The following is a 19,620-nucleotide window of genomic DNA, read 5'->3' as shown; positions in this document are numbered from 1 at the left end:
CGCCACGACCTGCGTCGCAACCAGGGAGTTACCGCCCAGTGCGAAGAAGTCGTCGTCGGCGCCCACTCGTTCCACGCCGAGCACATCGGCGAACACGCCCGCGACGATCTCCTCGATGGGAGTCGACGGCGCCCGGAACCCACGGGATTCGAATGCCGGCTCGGGCAGCGCTTTCCGGTCCAGTTTCCCCGAGGTGTTCAACGGGAATGCGTGCAGCTCCACCACCGTGGCCGGAACCATATACGAGGGAAGCGAATCCCGGACGGAATCGAGCAGTGCACCGGCCACGATTTCGGCTCCGGGCGCCGGCACTACATAGGCGACCAGCTGTTCACCCAGATCCGAGCCCGCGACTGTGACGACGGCCTGGCTGACCTGCGGTTGGGCCAGGAACGCCGATTCGATTTCACCCAACTCGATCCGCTGACCACGAAACTTCACCTGGAAGTCGGTACGGCCCAGATACTCCAGCACCGGTCGGCCGTCCACCCGCGTCCACCGCACCAAGTCACCCGTGCGATACATCCGCCGGCCGGCATCGAACGGGCTCGCCACGAAACGATCCGCCGACAGATCCGGACGCGTCACATACCCACGCGCCAACTGATCACCGGCCAGATAAAGCTCACCCGTCACCCCCTCGGGCACCGCGTTCAACCGCGAATCCAGCACGTAAACGCGCGAATTCCACTGCGGCACACCGATCGGCACACTGCCCGCCTCGACACCGGTGGCCTGCCAGTACGTGATCGACACCGCCGCTTCGGTCGGGCCGTACAAGTTGTGGATCGCCGCACCGGATACCGCCTGCGTCGCAGTCACGGTTTCCGGCGGCAGCGCCTCACCGATCACGAACAGGTGCTCGAGGCTCGGGATCGAACCCGGCGTCGCCTGCGCAGCGAACACCGTCAACATCGACGGCACGAAGTCGGTGACCGTGACCTGCTGTTCGGCGATCACCCGCGCGAGATACGCCGGATCCCGGTGACCATCGGGGGTGGCCACCACCAGGTGGGCGCCCGCGGTCAGCGGTAGGAAGTAACCCCACAGCGAGACGTCGAACGTGGTCGCGGTCTTCTGCAGATACACATCGTCCGTGCCCATCGGGTACTGCGCCAGCATCCACGCGACCTGGTTGGCGATCGCCGAATGCGGCACAGCCACACCCTTCGGCCGACCCGTCGAACCCGACGTGAAGATCACATACGCGGTGTTGCCGGGCCGTATCGGAGCCGGCCGGTCGGCATCGGTCACCTCGGTGCCGGCGTACCCGGACACGTCCAGGCCGTCCAGCGCGAGTGTGGACACACCTGTCCCCTCGGGAACGGCCTCCGCGTCTGCGGTAGTGGTCAGCACACACACCGGTGCCGCGGTATCCAGGATGTAGCCGATCCGCTCCGCGGGATGCGCCGGATCCAACGGCACATACGCACCACCCGCGGTGACGACGGCATACATACCGACCACCAGATCCAGCGACCGCGACATCACCAGGCCGACCAGCGACTCCGGACCCACACCCTGCGCGATCAGATACCGCGCCAACCGGTTCACCCGAGCAGAGAACTCGCCATAAGACAGACTCGTCCCCTCGAACGACACCGCCACCCGATCCGGGTACGCCGACGCCGTCCGCTCGAACCCATCCAGCAGCAACCGATCCGAAACCACGTGCTCGGTTTCGTTCCAGTCCGCCAGCACCCGGGTGCGTTCGACGGGAGCCAGGATGTCGAGATCACCCACCGGCAGCGACGGATCGGCGATGATCTCACCCAGCAACCGGACGAACCGCTGCACGAAACCTTCCGCCGTGGCCCGGTCGAACAGATCCGTGGCGTAGGTCAGATGGCCCGCGACCCCCTGCGGAGCGCCGGTGGGGTCGTAGCTGTCGCCGACGATCAGGTTCAGGTCGAACTGGGAGATCTCGGTATCGACCTCCACCCCGGACACGGTGAGGCCGGGCAGTTCCAGGCTCGATTGCGCGACATTCTGGAAGGTGAAGCCCACCTGGAACAGCGGATGCCGCGCCTGCGACCGCACCGGGTTCAGCACCTCGACGAGCCGCTCGAACGGCACATCCGCATTCGCGAACGCCTGAATATCGACCCGCCGCTGCCGCGCCAGCAGATCGGTGAACGCCTCCCCACGATCGACCTCGGTCCGGAACACCAGTGTGTTCACGAACTGACCGATCAGATCATCGAGTGCCTGTTCGGCACGGCCGGCCACCGGTGTACCGACAGTGATGTCGTCGCTACCGGACAAACGCGCCAGCAATACGGCCAGCGCCGAATGCACCACCATGAACAAGGTCGCGCCCTGTTCCTGCGCGACGCGCAGCAGTCCCGCGTGCAGTTCGGCATCGATATCGACGGCCACCCGGCCACCGGCCAACGACTGCACCGCCGGACGCGGCCGATCGGCCGGCAGATCCAGCTGCTCCGGGATTCCGGCCAGCGCCGACTCCCAATAGGCGAGCTGCGCGGCGACCAGCGACTGCGGATCGTTCTCGTCGCCGAGCAGGTTCCGCTGCCACAGCGCGAAATCGGCGTACTGCACCGGCAGCGGCGCCCACGCCGGCGCCGCACCCGCGGCCCGCGCGGTGTACGCGGTCATCAGGTCACGCGTCAGCGGGCCCACCGAGGATCCGTCACCGGAAATGTGGTGCACCACCATCGCCAGGACGAACTCACCGCTCGTGCCGGCATCTGCCGAAGCGACCTGCTCGGCATCGGCCCGATCATCCACCCGGAACAGTGCCACTCGCAGCGGCACCTCGGTGGTCACATCGAAACCGGACGACGCCAACTCCGCCACGGCCGCGACGACGTCCGCGGCGGCAACCATCCGGACCTCGAGCTCCGGTGCCTCCCGGCCCGCCGGCAGGATCACCTGCACCGGACCGGATTCGGTCTCCGGATACACCGTCCGCAACACCTCGTGCCGCCCGACGAGATCGGCGACCGCCGCCCGCAAAGCGTCCACATCCAGCACACCGGACAACCGGATCGCCAGCGGAATGTTGTAAGCGACCGACTGCTGATCGAACCGGTTCAGGAACCACATCCGCTGCTGCGCCAACGACAACGGCAGCCGTTCCGGCCGCGGCTGCGGCACCAACGCCGCCCGGCCACCCGAGCCGGCATGCTGCTCCACCCGGACCGCCAAACCGGCAACAGTGGACGCCTCGAACACCGCCCGCACCGGCACCGTCGCATCCAACGCCTTGCTCAACCGCGCCGCGACCTGGGTCGCGATCAGCGAGTTACCACCCAGCGCGAAGAAATCGTCATCCGCACCGACCCGGTCGGCACCCAGAACCTCAGCGAAGACACCTGCGACGATCTCTTCGATCGGCGTCGACGCCGCCCGGAACTCCGTCGCCTCGAAAACCGGCTCCGGCAGAGCCTTACGATCCAGCTTCCCGTTCACCGTCAACGGCAAAGCATCGAGTTCCACAAACGCCGCCGGAACCATATACGACGGCAAACGCCGACCCAGCTCCACCTGAACCCGCGCAATATCCACAACGGTCCCACGACCCGAGCCACCGGCGACAGCAGCACCGGCAGCAACGCTGACATCAGCAGCGCCGGTTACCGACGCCCCGGCCACAGCAAACGCATCACCATCGACACCGGTATCACCACCGACAGTGGCAGTCCCACCGGCAGCAGCGCCGCCGGCCCCAGCGACACCGGCAGCAGCAGCGGCAGTGCCAGCAGCAGTGGCAGTCGCACCGGCCTCGCCACCGACACCGACATCAGCGGTCGCGCCGACGGCGGGAACCACATAAGCGACCAACCGGTCACCCGTCCGCGGATCCGACTTCGCCACCACCACAGCCCGAGCAACCTCGGGCAACGCCAACAGAGCGGCTTCGATCTCACCCAACTCGATCCGGAAACCACGAACCTTCACCTGGAAATCGGTACGACCCCGATACTCCAACTCACCACCACGGCTCCAAGCAACAAGGTCACCCGTGCGATACATCCGCCCACCCACAGCAAACGGATCCGCAACAAACCGATCAGCACTCAAATCCGGACGACCGAAATACCCGAGCGCCAACTGGACACCGGCCAGATACAACTCACCCGACACACCATCAGGCACCGGCCGCAAACGCGAATCCAGCACATACACCCGCGAATTCCACTGCGGAACACCGATCGGCACCGACACCCGATCCGCCCCGGTCACCCGATGAGTAGTGACAGAGACAGCGGCCTCGGTCGGACCATACAAGTTGAACAACCCGATACCCGGGTGATCGGCCAGCACCCGCTGCGCGGTCGCCGCCGGCAACGCCTCACCGATCGCCAACACCCGACGCAACGACCCCGACACACCCACACCGGAATTCAGCAGGGCGTCCAGCATCGACGGGACCACCGTCAACGTCGTGACCGCTTCACGAGTCATCAACTCGTTCAAATAGGCGGGGTCACGATGGCCCTCCGGCGAAGCGATGACCATCCGGCCACCCGACACCGCAGCCGTCCAGAACTCCCACACCGACAAATCGAACGTCGCCGCCGTCTTCAACAGAACCGCATCCGACGCATCCAGCGCGAACTCACTGGCGACATACCGCAACTGGTTCACGATCGCCGCATGCGAAACCGCCACACCCTTCGGACGACCCGTCGAACCCGACGTGAAAATCACATACGCCGTATTCGACGCCCGCAACGGCGACACCCGCTCGACATCCGACACCGGCACCGAATCGAACGACTCGAGAGCAAGTTCGTCGAGCACCAACACCGGCGGCACACCCACCGGCACGCCATTCACACCAGAACCGGCCTCAGCCCTGGGCTCGGAATCGGCCCCGACCTCGACACCAGCCTCAGCCCCGACAGCGACGCCCGAACCGGCCACCGCATCGATCCCAGCAGCAGCCCCAGCCCCGGCACCGGTATCCGACAATGCGAAACCGGTCTCGATATTCGTCAGCACACACACCGGAGCCGCAGTCCCCAGAATGTACCCACTGCGCTCAGCAGGCTGATCCGGATCAATCGGCACATACACACCACCGGCAACAGTCACCGCATACATCGCGACAACCAAATCCACCGACCGGCGCAACGCCAACCCGACCCGAACCTCCGGGCCCACGCCCTCCGCGATCAGGAACCGAGCCAAACGATTGACCCGAACACCCAACTCGGCATAGGTGATCTGCGGACCGTCTGCAGCGACCAGGGCCACGGCAGCGGGATCGGCCGCCACGGAAGCATCCAGCAGCGACACCAACGTCTGCGCCGAATCCAACTCCCGGACAGTCGAATTCCGCTCGACGAGCGCCGCATGCTCGGCGGGAGCCAGCAGCTCGAACTCACCGACCGCGGTCTCCGGCGCCGCCACGACCTCGCCCAGCAGCCGCACGAACCGGTCCGCGAACTCCTGCACGGTCGCACGGTCGAACAGTGCGGTGGCGTAGGTGAGGATCCCGCTCATTCCGGCGGGCTCGCCCGCGGTGTCGTATTCGTCACCGATGATCAGATGCAGGTCGAACTGGGAGATCCCGGTATCGACCTCCATACCCGCAACCGTCAGCCCGGGTAGCTCCAGGCTCGACTGCGCCAGGTTCTGGAACGAGAATCCGACCTGGAACAGCGGATGCCGTGCGGTCGACCGTTCCGGGTTCAGCACCTCCACGAGCCGCTCGAACGGCACGTCGGCGTTCGCAAACGCCTCGATATCCACCTGGCGCTGCCGCGCCAGCAGATCGGTGAACGATTCACCGCCGTCGAGTTGGGTCCGGAACACCAGCGTGTTCACGAACATACCGATCAGCTCGTCCAGGACCTGCTCACCACGGCCCGCGATGGGCGTGCCGACGGTGATGTCATCGCTACCGGACAACCGGGACAGCAGCACCGAGAAAGCCGTGTGGACCGCCATGAACAGGGTGGCACCCTGCTGTTGCGCCAGCCGCTGCAACCCGGCGTGAAGCTCCGCATCGATCCGTACCTCGATCCGGCTACCCGCATACGACTGCACCGCCGGACGAGGCCGGTCCGTCGGCAATTCCAACTGGTCGGGCACACCGGCCAGCGCTGAGGTCCAGTAGCCGATCTGCCGGGCCGACAGCGATTCCGGATCGCTCTCGTCGCCGAGCAGTTCCCGTTGCCACAGCGCGTAGTCGGCGTACTGCACGGGCAGCGGCGCCCAGCCCGGGGCCTCGCCGACGGTCCGCGCCGAGTACGCGATCATCACATCGCGGGTCAGCGGTACCGCCGAGGAGCCGTCACCGGCAATGTGATGGACCACCATCACCAGCACGTATTCGTCTGCCGCACCGTCGATCCGGAACAGCGCCACCCGCAGCGGCACCTCGGCCGTGACGTCGAAACCGGCCGCCGCCAGCTCCGATACGGCCGTAACCACATCCGTCTCGGGCACCGTGCGCAGTTCGAGCTCCGGAACCGCCTGCCCGGCCGGCAGCACCACCTGTACCGGACCGGTTTCGGTCTCCGGGTACACCGTGCGCAACACCTCGTGCCGCCCGACGACATCGGCCAGCGCCGCGCGCAGGGCGTCGAGATCGAGCGCGCCGGTGAGGCGAATGGCGAACGGCAGGTTGTAGGCGGCCGAATCGCCGTCGAACCGGTTCAGGAACCACATCCGCCGCTGCGCCAGCGACAGCGGCACCTGTTCGGGACGCGGCCGTGCCGCCAGCGCCCGGCGGGCCCCCGATCCGGCCTGCTCCTGAATCCGCGCGGCCAGCGCGGCCACGGTCGACGCCTCGAACAGCGCACGGACCGGCACCTGGGTATCCAGTGCCTGTCCCACGCGCGCCGTGACCTGGGTCGCGATCAGCGAGTTACCGCCCAGCGCGAAGAAATCGTCGTCCGCGCCGACCCGGCTCACACCGAGCACATCGGCGAACACGCCCGCCACAATCTCCTCGATCGGAGTCGACGGTTCCCGGAACTCGCGTGTTTCGAACACCGGCTCCGGCAGGGCTTTCCGATCCAGCTTGCCGGACGCATTGAGCGGGAACTCGTCCAGCACCACGAACGCCGACGGCACCATGTACACCGGCAGCCGGTCGCCCAGGTGGGTACGCAGGTCGTCGATGTCGAGGTCCGTGTCGCGGGCCGGCACCACATAGCCCACGAGCCGATCGCCCATGGCCGGATCCGTTTTCGCGACCACCACCGCGCGCGCCACCGCGGCGTGCCCGGTCAGCGCTGCCTCGATCTCGCCCAGCTCGATGCGCTGACCACGCACCTTCACCTGGAAATCGGACCGGCCCACGTACACCAGCTCGCCGGCAGCGGTCCGGCGCACCACGTCGCCGGTGCGGTACATACGCCCGCCCGTACCGAAGGGGTCCGCGACGAATCGTTCCGCACTCAGATCGGGACGTCCCACATACCCGCGCGCGACCTGCGCACCCGCGAGATACAACTCACCCGCCACACCGGCGGGAACCGGACGCATCCGCGAATCGAGCACGTACGCCTGCGCGTTCCACACCGGGCCACCGATCGGGACCGCACCCGAGGCGGTCTCGCCGACCGCGGCATGGGTGGCGTGCACGGCGAACTCGGTCGGGCCGTACAGGTTGTACAGCGCCACATCGCTCACCCGCCGCACCGCGGCCACGATATCGCCGGTGAACGCTTCACCCGCCACGAACAGCATCCGCAGCGAGGACAACGCCGCCGGATCGGCGGCCGCGCTCTCGGCAAAGACCGACAGCATCGACGGCACGAACGATGTCGCCGTCACACCCTTATCGGCGATCACCGACGCCAGATATTGCGGGTCACGATGGCCGTCCGGTTCCGCGACCACCATGCGTGCACCGACGGTCAACGGCGCGAACAACTCCCACAGCGAGACGTCGAAGGTCGCGGGCGTTTTGAACAACACCACGTCGTCGCGCGAGATCGCGTATTCACCGACGATCCAGCGGATCTGGTTGCAGATCGACGCATGGGATACCGCAACCCCCTTGGGCCGCCCCGTCGATCCGGACGTGAAGATCACATACGCCGCGTTCTCCGTCCGCAGCGGCGCCACCCGATCGGAGTCGGTGACGGTCGACGCGTCGTAGCCGGTGGTGTCGAGCGCGTCCAGGATCAGTACCGGCGCGTCCGCGACCGCTTCGGCTCCGACGGCTTCGCTGTCGGCGGCGGTGGTCAGCACACACACCGGTGCCGCGGTCTCCAGGATGTGCCGGATCCGCTCGGCCGGATGCGCCGGATCCAGCGGCACATAGGCGCCGCCCGCGGCGATCACGGCATAGGTGCCGACCACGAAATCGAGCGAGCGCGATACCAGCACCCCGACCAGCGACTCCGGGCCCACGCCCTGCGCGATCAGCCGCCGGGCCAGCCGGTTGACCCGCGCGTCCAGCTCCGCGTAAGTGATCTCGACACCGTCGGCGATCACCGCCGGCCGGTCCGGGAACTCGGCGACTGCCCGGGCGAAACCGTCGAGCAGCAGCGTTTCCGGCACCGCGTGCGCGGTCGCGTTCCACTCCGTCAGCACCCGTGCCCGCTCGGCGGGTTCGAGGATTTCCAGATCCCCTACCGGGGTCGACGGATCCGCGACGACTGCGCGCAGCAATCGGGCGAACCGGTCGGCGAACTCCTGTGCGGTGGCGTGGTCGAACAGATCCGTCGCGTAGGTCATATAGCCCGATACGCCCGCGGGTTCGCCCGCGGCGTCGTAGCCGTCTTCGACGAACGCGTGCAGGTCGTACTGCGAGACCGCGGTGTCGATATCGATACCCGATACCGTCAGTCCGGGCAGCTCGAGGCGGGACCGGTCCATGTTCTGGAACGCGAATCCCACCTGGAACAGCGGATGCCGGGCCTGCGACCGAACCGGGTTGAGCACCTCGACAAGGCGCTCGAACGGCACATCGGCGTGCGCGAAGGCACCGATATCCACCTGCCGCTGCCGCGCCAGCAGATCGGTGAACGCCTCCCCGCGATCCACCTCGGTGCGGAACACGAGAGTGTTGACGAACATACCGATCAGGTCGTCGAGAGCCCGCTCGCCGCGACCCGCCACCGGGGTGCCGATCGTGATGTCGTCACTGCCCGACAGGCGTGACATGAGCACCGCGAATGCCGTGTGCATCACCATGAACAGCGTGGCGCCCTGCTGCTGGGCGACCCGCTGCAGACCGGCATGGGTCTCGGCGTCGATTCGCACCTCGACCCGGCCGCCCGTATACGACTGCACCGCCGGACGCGGCCGGTCCGCCGGCAGATCCAACTGATCCGGAATGCCGGCCAGGGCCGACTTCCAGTAGCCGACCTGTTCGGCCGCCAAGGACTCCGGATCCGATTCGGCGCCCAGCAGTGACCGCTGCCACAGCGCGTAATCGGCATATTGCACCGGCAGCGGCGCCCACCCCGGTGCGGTGCCCGCGGCCCGCGCCGCATAGGCGGTCATCAGATCGCGGGTCAGCGGGCTCACCGAGGAACCGTCGGCGGCGATATGGTGCACCACCATCGCCAGCACGAATTCCCCGTGCGCGCGTGCTCTGTTCGCGCCACCGGCGGAGGTGCCCACCTCGATACCGGCCGTATCGGCCGGTCCGTCCACCTGGAACAGCACCACCCGCAGCGGCACCTCGGCCGTGACATCGAAACCGGCCGACGCCAGTTCCGATACCGCGCCCATCAACTCGGTGCCGGCCACCGCGCGCACGTGCAGGTTCCGGACCGCCTCGCTGACGGGCAGCACCACCTGTACCGGGCCCGATGCCGTCTCCGGGTACACCGTGCGCAGCACCTCGTGCCGCCCGGCGAGATCGGATACCGCCGCCCGCAGCGCGTCCAGATCGAGCGCACCCGACAGCCGGATCGGCAAGGTGATGTTGTAGGCCGCGGACTGGGAATCGAAGCGGTTGAGGAACCACATCCGCTGCTGCGCCGGCGACAGCGGCGCCGCCTCGTAGACCTCACCGGAGTAGGTGATCCGGTCCGGGCGCGGCTGCGGCACCAACGCCACCCGGCCACCGGCGCCGGCCTGCTGTTCCACCCGCACCGCCAAACCGGATACGGTGGGCGCCTCGAACAGTGCCCGGACCGGTACGGGGGAGTCGAGCGCGGCACCGAGCCGGGCCGCCACCTGGGTGGCGAGCAGCGAGTTACCACCGATAGCGAAGAAATCGTCGTCCGCACCGACGCGGCGCACCTGGAGGACCTCGGCGTAGATCCCGGCCACGATCTCTTCGATCAGGGTCGAGGGCGCGCGGAAGTCACGGGTCTCGAAAACCGGTTCGGGGAGGGCCCGGCGGTCCAGTTTGCCGGCGGGGGTCAGCGGGATCTCGTCGAGCACCATGATCGACGACGGCACCATATACGAGGGCAACCGCTGCCCGATGAACTCACGCACCGCCGCGATATCGACGGAACGGCCGGATACGGGAACGACATACGACACCAGCGACACCGCGCCCGCGGCGTTGTCGTGTCCGATGGTGATGGCGAAGTCCACCGTTTCGTGGGCCGTCAGCGCGGCATCGATCTCACCGAGTTCGATGCGGAAACCGCGGACCTTCACCTGGAAGTCGTTGCGGCCCAAATACTCCACGGCCGGAGCGCCCGCTCCGTCCCGTCGCCAGCGCACCACGTCGCCCGTGCGATACAGGCGCGCACCGGGTTCGCCATGGGGATCGGCGACGAAACGCTGCGCGGTCAGGCCCGCCCGCGCGTGATAGCCGCGGGCGAGCTGGATACCACCGACATAGAGTTCACCGGATACGCCCTCGGGCACCGGATGCAAGCGATCGTCGAGTACGAGCGCGCGCATACCGCGCACCGGGCCACCGATCGTGACCGGATCCCCCGGACGCAACTGTCCGCTGATATTGGTTGCGATGGTTGCTTCGGTCGGGCCGTAGGCATTGTGGAACCGCCGCGTCACCCGCACCGGGCTGCGATCGCCGGCACCCGCGGCCTGCTCCGCCAAGAGTTCTGCGTCGGGTGTGGCCGACCACCGGGCGACCAGGTCGGCCGAGATGGCCTCGCCACCGGCGATGATGACTTCCATGCCCGCCAGGTCCGCCGGATCCAGCGAAGCCAGCACCGACGGCGTGATCAACCCGACCGTCACACCCTCACGGGCGATCAGCTCACCGAGTTCCGAACCACCATAGGTACCCGTCGGCACCACGACCAGCGCACCGGCCGAACCCACAGCCAGCAGCAGCTCCAGAATCGAGGCGTCGAAACTCGGTGATGCGAACGCCAGCGCCCGCGATGCCGGGCTCAACCCGTACCGCTGCACCTGCTCGGCGCTGAAGTTCGCCAAACCGGCATGACTGACGACAACGCCCTTGGGCAGACCCGTCGAACCGGAGGTGTAGATGACATACGCGGTATTGGCGGGGGTCAACGGCCGCACCCGCTCCGCATCGGTGATCGCGGCGGCGGCATACCCGTAGATTTCGGACTCGTCGAGCACCAGCCAATCCACCGAATCCGGCAGGCCCGCCCGCACACTCGACACCGTAATACCCACCAGCGCACCCGAATCCGACAGCATATGCGCGATCCGGTCCTCCGGATACGTCGGATCGATCGGCAAGAACGCCGCACCCGATTTTGTGACCGCCCACTCGGCGAGTACCGAATCCGCCGACCGCGGCACCGCCACAGCCACCAAATCCTCAGTACCCACACCGAGACCGATCAACGCCCGCGCCAACCGGTTCGACCGCTCGTCGAACTCCCCATACGAGTAACGAACACCATCGAACACCACCGCCGGCGCCGACGGATCCACCGCCACCGCCGCGGCCAGCAACTCCGGCAACGTCCGCGCCGCCACCGCCGGACCACCCGAACGCGACAACATCTCCCGACGCTCACCGGAATCCAGCAACTCCAGCTCACCCAGCAGAACACCCGGATCGGCGGTCACCGCCGACAGCAACCGCAGGAACCGATCGGTGAACGAGGCCGCTGTCTCGGGATCGAACAGGTCGCGGGCGAACGACAGCTCGCCCAGCATCCCGGAATCCGCGCTGTCGCCCATCCCCCGGAAATTGAGCGAGAGATCGAACTTCTCGAGCCCGGTTTCGAAATCGACCGGGGCCACCCACAGTCCCGGCAGTTCGAAATGCCGGTCCGGCAGGTTCTCGAACGACAATGCCACCTGGAACAGCGGGTGCCGCGCCTGCGACCGGACCGGGTTCAGCACCTCGACCAGCCGTTCGAACGGTACATCGGCGTGGGCGAAAGCCTGCAGATCCGCATTGCGCACCACGGCCAGCAGTTCGGCGAAACTCATCCCGCCCCGCACCGGCGTCCGCAACACCAGGGTGTTGACGAACATGCCGACCAGGTTCTCCAGAGCGGCGTCACCGCGACCGGCGACGGGCGTACCGATGGCGATATCGGACTCACCGGTCAACCGGGCCAGCAAAGCGGCCAGCACGCTGTGCACCACCATGAACGGTGACGCATTGTGCCGGCGGCCGAGCTCCACGAGCCGGCGGCGGGTTTCCGGATCGACCACGAAGGAGTGGGTGCCGCCCGCGAAAGACGACACCGCGGGCCGGGGTCGGTCGGCGGGCAGAGCCAGTTCGTCGGGGAGTCCGGCCAGCTCCTGCTGCCAGTACCGGATCTGACCGGAGATCAGCGATTCCGGATCGTCCTCCGCGCCCAGGACCTCCCGCTGCCACAGCGCGTAATCGGCGTACTGCACCGGAAGATTCGCCCAGGCCGGCGATTCCCAGGTCACGCGCGCCGCATAGGCGACCATGACATCGCGCGCCAGCGGCCCCATCGACCAGCCGTCGGCGGAGATATGGTGCACCACCATACCGAGCACGTATTCGGTATCGCTGATCTCGAAGAGCCGGGCATGCAACGGCACTTCGCTGGTGACGTCGAACGCCATGGTCGCCAGGTCGATCAGGTGATCGATGAGCTTGTCCTCGCGGATCCGGAACGGCGTCAGATCCGGAACTACCTGCGCCGCGTCCAGAATCACCTGGACCGGGGTGTGCCCGGTTTCCGGGAACACGGTACGCAGCGACTCGTGCCGGTCGATCACGTCGATGATCGCCACCTGCAGGGCGGCCACATCGAGTTCACCGGACATCCGGATGGCGACCGGAATGTTGTTGACCGCCGATTCGCTGTCGTAGCGATTGAGGAACCACATCCGCTGCTGGGCCAGCGACAGCGGGATATCGCCGTCCCGGCTGCGCGCCACCAGCGCCTGGCGCGCGCCTTCACCGACATGGGATTCGATCCGCGCCGCGAGCGCGATCACGGTGGAGGCTTCGAACAGGGTGCGCACCGGCACCCGGGTGTCGAGCGCGGCACCCAGCCGCGCCGCGACCTGGGTCGCGATCAGCGAGTTACCGCCGAGTTCGAAGAAATCGTCGTCGAGACCGACCGGCTGCTGCTGCGACAGCCCGAGAACCTCGGCGAAGGTTTCGGCCACGATCTCTTCCACCGGGGTGGTCGGCGCCCGGAACTCCCGTGCGGTCAACTTCGGTGCGGGCAGTGCCCGCCGATCCAGTTTGCCGCTCGAATTCAACGGGAACGCATCGAGCACGACGATCGCCGACGGCACCATGTACGCGGGCAAGCGGCCGTACAGATGATTCCGGAGCTCGTCGGTATCGACGGTGGCCGCGGGCATCGGCACCACATAGCCGACGAGATGATCGCCGGTGAGGCCGTCCGCGCGCACCAGCGCGACCGCCTGACCGACGGTCTCGAATTCCAGCAGCGCGGTTTCGATTTCGCCGAGCTCGATCCGCTGACCCCGGAACTTCACCTGGAAATCGGCGCGTCCCAGATACACCAGTGCGCCGTCCGCCCGCCACCGGACCAGGTCACCGGTGCGGTACATCCGGCCGCCGTCGGTATCGAAGGGGTCGGCGACGAACCGGTCCGAGGTCAGATCGACCCGCCCGTGATAGCCGCGAGCCAGCTGGACACCGGCCAGGTAGAGCTCACCGACCACCCCGATCGGCACCGGGCGCAACCGGGTGTCCAGCACGTAGGCCCGCGAATTCCATTCCGGCACACCGATCGGCACCACTTCGGTATCGGCGGCGGTGACCTCGTGGTGGGTAATGGATACCGCCGCCTCGGTGGGGCCGTACACGTTGTACAGCCGCGCCCGGCTGACCGCGGCGAACGCGGCCACGGTCTCCGGCGGCAGCGCTTCACCGATCACGAACACCGCACGCAGCGATTCCAGGTCCAGCGGATCGGCGTACGCGGCGAAAACGCTGAGCATGGACGGCACGAAGTCGGTGAGGGTCACCTGGTACCGGTCGATCAGCTCGGACAGATACTGCGGGTCGCGATGCCCGTCGGGCGCGGCCAGCAGCAGCTGCGCACCGGCCGCCAACGGCAGGAAGTAACCCCAGAGCGAGACGTCGAAAGTCGTCGCCGTCTTCTGCAGGTAGATATCGGCGGGACCCACCTGGTACTCGTCGCGCATCCAGGCCAGCTGGTTGGCGATCGCCCGATGGGATACCGCGACGCCCTTGGGCCGGCCGGTGGATCCCGAGGTGAAGATCACGTAGGCCACCGAGTCCGGCAGCACGGGCCCGCGGCGCTCGGCGTCGGTGATCGGGTCCGCGGCGAATCCGGAGAGGTCCAGGGTATCGATCCGCACCCGCGGCACCTGTCCGACGCTCATCTCGTCGTCGGTGGTCAGGACACAGATCGGCGCGGCGGTCTCCAGGATGTATTCGATCCGCTCGGCCGGATGTTCCGGGTCCAGCGGCACATAGGCAGCACCAGCCGCGCTCACCGCGTAGATCCCGGCCAGCAGATCGATCGACCGGCGCATCCCCAGCGCCACATACGTTTCGGGCCCCACCCCGCGGGAGAGCAGATAGCGGGCCAGCCGGTGTACGCGACCGGCGAACTCCGCATAGGTCAGCGACGTCTCCTCGAACACGACGGCTACCGCATCCGGGGTACGCGACACCTGCTCGAGGAACGGCGAGATCAGCGTCGCCGACCGATCGGTCGGCATCTCGGTCGCGTTCCACTCCCGCAGGATCCGCGTGCGTTCGGCGTCTTCGAACAAATCGATATCGCCCACCACCGCATCCGGCCGGGCGACAACACTTTCCAGAATCCGGACGAAGCGCCGGTTGAACTCGTCGACCGTCGCGGCGTCGAACAGATCGACGGCATAGGAGGTGATCACCGAAATACCGAGCGCGCCACCGTCGCCGGACAGATTCTCGGTCACCGTCCATTGCAGGTCGAACTTGGCGATATCGACCTCGACCTCGTCCGCAGTGACCTGCAAGCCCGGCAGCTCGACGGCGGCATGCGCCATCTCCTGGAACGACAACATCACCTGGAACAGCGGATGCCGCGCCTGCGAACGGGTCGGATTCAGCACCTCGACCAGTTGCTCGAACGGCACATCCGAATGCGCGAACGCCGCGAGATCGGTTTCCCGGGTATGCGCCAGGATCCCGGTGAACGGCTCGCCACCGTCCACCATGGTGCGCAGCACCAGCGTGTTGACGAACATACCGATCAGGTCGTCGAGCGCCTGCTCGCCACGACCCGCCACCGGCGTACCGATCGCGATATCGCCGGAACCGGACAACCGGGACAGCAGTACCGCCAGGGACGCGTGCAACACCATGAACAAACTGGTGCCCTGCGCGCGGGCCAGTTCGCCCAGCCGCCGATGCAACTCGGCGTCGATCCGGAACTCGACCCGGTCACCGCGGAAACTCTGCTCCGGGGGGCGCACCCGATCGGCCGGCAGTTCGAGCTGGTCGGGCAGCCCGGCCAGCGCATTGCGCCAATATCCGATCTGCTGGGCCGCCATCGACGCCGGATCGGATTCGACACCGAGCAGTTCGCGCTGCCAGACGGTGTAATCCACGTACTGCACCGGCAGCGGCGCCCAGGTCGGGGCCGCACCTTCGGAGCGGGCGATATACGCCGCCGCCATATCCCGGGCCAGCGGCCCGAAGGAGAAACCGTCCACCGAAATGTGGTGCACCACGAAAGCGACCGCGTACTCGGCGGTGCCGTTCGACCGGCCCCCGACGATCTCGAAGATCCGCACCCGGATCGGCAATTCCCGGCTGACATCGAAACCGGTGGCGGCGAACTCGGTCAGCACCCGATGCAGATCGGCCGCGTCGATCGGTTCGACGGCAACCGCGAGATCCACCTCGTCGATGGGCAGAACACGCTGGTAGCCGCCATCATTGGACTCGGGGAAAATCGTCCGCAGCGACTGCTGCCGGTCCAGCACATCGGTGAGCGCCGTGCGCAGCGCATGCAGATCGACCTGGCCGTGCATCCGGATCACGAACGGCAGGTTGTATACCGGCGAGGCCGGATCGAACTGGTTGATGAACCACATCCGCTGCTGGGCCAGCGACAGCGGCACCCGGTCGGGCAGCGCCCGGGCCACCAGCGGCGGCCGGGTCTCGCCGGATTCGCCGCCCGCGGCGGCGGTGGCGATACGGGTGGCCAGACCGGCCACCGTGGGGGTTTCGAACAGCGCCCGAACACCGATGCGGACCCCGAACGCCGCGCTGATCCGCGCCACGACCTGGGTCGCGACCAGCGAGTTGCCGCCGAGATCGAAGAAATTGTCGTCGACACCGACCAGTTCCTGGCCCAGGATATCGGCGAAGATCGCGGCCACGACCTGTTCGGCCTGGGTGCGCGGGGCGCGGAAACCGGCCGCGTCCACGCTGAACACCGGCTCCGGCAGGGCCTTGCGATCCAGTTTGCCGCTGGTGTTGAGCGGGAACGCGTCCAGCACCACGATCGCGGCCGGAACCATATAGGACGGCAGCTTCTCCCCGAGGAACCGGCCGAGTTCGCCCGGCTCCACGGTACGGCCGGGCGCGGGCACGACATAGGCGGCCAACTGCTGGCCGGTGGCGGTATCGACCACCAGGACCACGGCCTGGCTCACCGCCGGATGGGCGAGCAGATCGGTTTCGATCTCGCCGAGTTCGATCCGCTGACCGCGGAACTTCACCTGGAAGTCGGTGCGGCCGATATAGTCCAGCACCCCGTCGGCGCGCCAGCGCACCAGGTCGCCGGTGCGGTACATCCGCTCCCCGGGCGCACCCAGCGGGTCGGCGACGAAACGGTCGGCGCTCAGATCCGGGCGGCCCAGGTAACCGCGCGCCAGCTGGCGGCCGGACAGATACAGCTCACCCGGGGCACCGACGGCCACCGGGCGCAACCGGGCGTCGAGCACCTGGACCCCGACGTTCCACTCCGGCACACCGATCGGCACCGAGCCGGTATCGGCGGTGGTGGCCTCCCAATAGGTCACCGAGACCGCGGCCTCGGTGGGGCCGTACAGGTTGTGCAGTCCGGCGCCGGAGACCGCCTTCACCGCCGCCACGGTTTCCGGCGGCAACGCCTCGCCGATCACGAATACCGCACGCAGCGACGCGATCTGATCGGCGTCGGCAACACCGGCGAACACCGCCAGCATGGACGGGACGAAATCGGTGACCGTCACGCCGTACCGGGCGATGGTCTCGGCGACATACACGGGGTCGCGGTGGCCGTCCGGCGTCGCGACGATCAGGGTGGCGCCCGCCAGCAATGGCAGGAAATAACCCCACAGCGAAACGTCGAAGGTGGTCGCGGTCTTCTGCAGATAGATATCGTCCGCGGTGAAACCGTAGGTATCCAGCATCCACAGCTGCTGGTTGACGATGGCGCGGTGGGTCACCGCGACGCCCTTGGGACGACCGGTCGAACCAGAGGTGTAGATGACGTAGGCGGTGTTGTCCGGGCGCAGCGGGGCGAGCCGATCGGCATCGGTGATCGGCGCGTCGGAGAAACCGGCGGTGTCCAGGGTGTCGACGGCGACCGCCCGGACCGAGCCGGGCAGTTCCACCTCGTCCGCGGTGACCGTCAGCACGCTGACCGGCGCTGCGCTCTCCAGGATGTAGGCGGTGCGCTCGGCCGGATGGTCCGGGTCGATCGGAACGTAGGCGCCGCCCGCGCGCAGGACCGCGTGCATCGCCACGACGAGATCGAGTGAACGGCGCATACCCAGCGCCACCAGCGTTTCCGGGCCCACCCCGTCGGCGATCAGGTACCGGGCCAGCCGGTTGACCCGGGCGCCGAATTCGGCGTAGGACAGACCTGTCCCCTCGAATTCGACCGCGAGATTGCCCGGCGTACGCGCGATCTGTGCGTCCAGCAACGCGGTCAGTGTGGTGTCCGGGACCTCGTGTGTCGCATCGTTCCAGGTCTCGAGGGTCGCGGTGCGTTCGGCGGCGGTGGTGACCGCGAGCTGCCACACCGGTTCACCGGCCTCGGCGGCCAGGAAACGGTCGAAGAATTCGAGGAACCGGGTGTGGTGCCGGGCGGCCTCTTCGTCGGTGTAGAGGTTGGGGTTGGTCTCGAAGTCGATATGGCTGCGGGTGCCGCCGATCGACTGATAGAAGTTGACGCCCAGGTCCTCGATACTGCCCGTGGACAGCACATGCAGGCTGCCCACACTGGCGCCGAGCCGCAGTTCGTCCTGGAACAGCATGATATTGACCCACGGACCGAAGAACTCGGTCGTCACCACGCCGCCGCCGGCGGCATCGCGGCGGATGTCCTCGTGCCGGTAACGCTGATGCCGCAACGCCCCGGAAACCTCGAGCTGCACCTGGCGGCGCAGATCGGCGATGGTGGTGGCGGCGCCGACGTGCAGCCGCAACGGGACGATATTCGACGAGACGCCGCCGGAGCGGCGCATGAGCGCGGTGGTACGCGCGGTCACCGGCAGGCTGAGGATGACATCCTCGACCCCGTTCCACTGCGCGAGGTAGGCGGCGAAAGCGGCGATCAGTTCCTGGGCGGGTGAGGATTCGTAGCGGCGCACCGCCTCCGCGAGCGCCGCATTCTGCGCATCGCCGAGCGGCCCCTGGACCACACCGTTGCGGGCGGCGGGGGCAGCCGAACGCCCGGCCAGGCTGGTGCCCTCCTCGAGACCCGCGACCCGTTCGGCCCAGTACTGCTTGTCCGTGCGGAAGCGGTTGCTCTCGCGGTAGGCGATCTCCTGGTCGTACAGCGTGCGCAGCTGCGCGGCCTTGGACGGCGCCGGCTCCGCACCCGCCCGGTAGGCCGTGTACAGCTCGGCCATCCGGTTCATCATGTTCATGGCGCCGTAGCCGTCGATCACGATGTGGTGTGCCCGCACATACCAGTACCAGTGGTTTTCGCCCAATTGCAGGGCAGCGGCACGGATGAGGCGATCGGTGGTCAGATCCAGCGGGCGGCCGTACTCGGCGCGCATCCATTCCTGGGCGGCGGCGACCGGATCGTCGGCGGTACGCAGGTCCACATAACGGACCTCGTCTTCGAGGCTGTGATCGACGAACTGCCACGGTTCCCCGTCGCGTTCGACGATGCGCAGCAGGCCCGAGCCCAGCTCGTGCGAGGCGTCCAGACTGGCGCGGGTCAGGGTGTCGACATCGAGCTCACCGTGCAGTTCGACGTACTGGGCGATATTGACCGGCACCTGTGGGTCGACATGCTGCGCGTACCAGATACCCAGCTGTGCAGGCGACAGGGGGAACAGATCCCCGTCGGCGGTTGCCGAACCACTGTTCGTACCGTTCCCGCCGTTGTCCAGCCGGTCCAA

The 19,620-nt window shown here is 67.5% G+C and carries 1 protein-coding gene (running past one end of the window); it reads right to left on the bottom strand.

The window, feature by feature from the left end; all coding sequences use genetic code 11:
• The coding region annotated (locus tag IU448_RS27710) for a non-ribosomal peptide synthase/polyketide synthase (protein WP_195058628.1) crosses the window boundary (this coding region is incomplete at its 3' end): on the bottom strand, positions 1 to 19,620 show 19,620 of its 45,647 nt. The annotated region extends 26,027 nt beyond the left edge of the window.

This window comes from Nocardia flavorosea, assembly GCF_015477805.1.
Classification (GTDB): Bacteria; Actinomycetota; Actinomycetes; order Mycobacteriales; family Mycobacteriaceae; genus Nocardia; species Nocardia flavorosea_A.
Note: the sequence above shows the minus strand (reverse complement) of the source record. Positions and strands in the feature narration are given on the sequence as shown.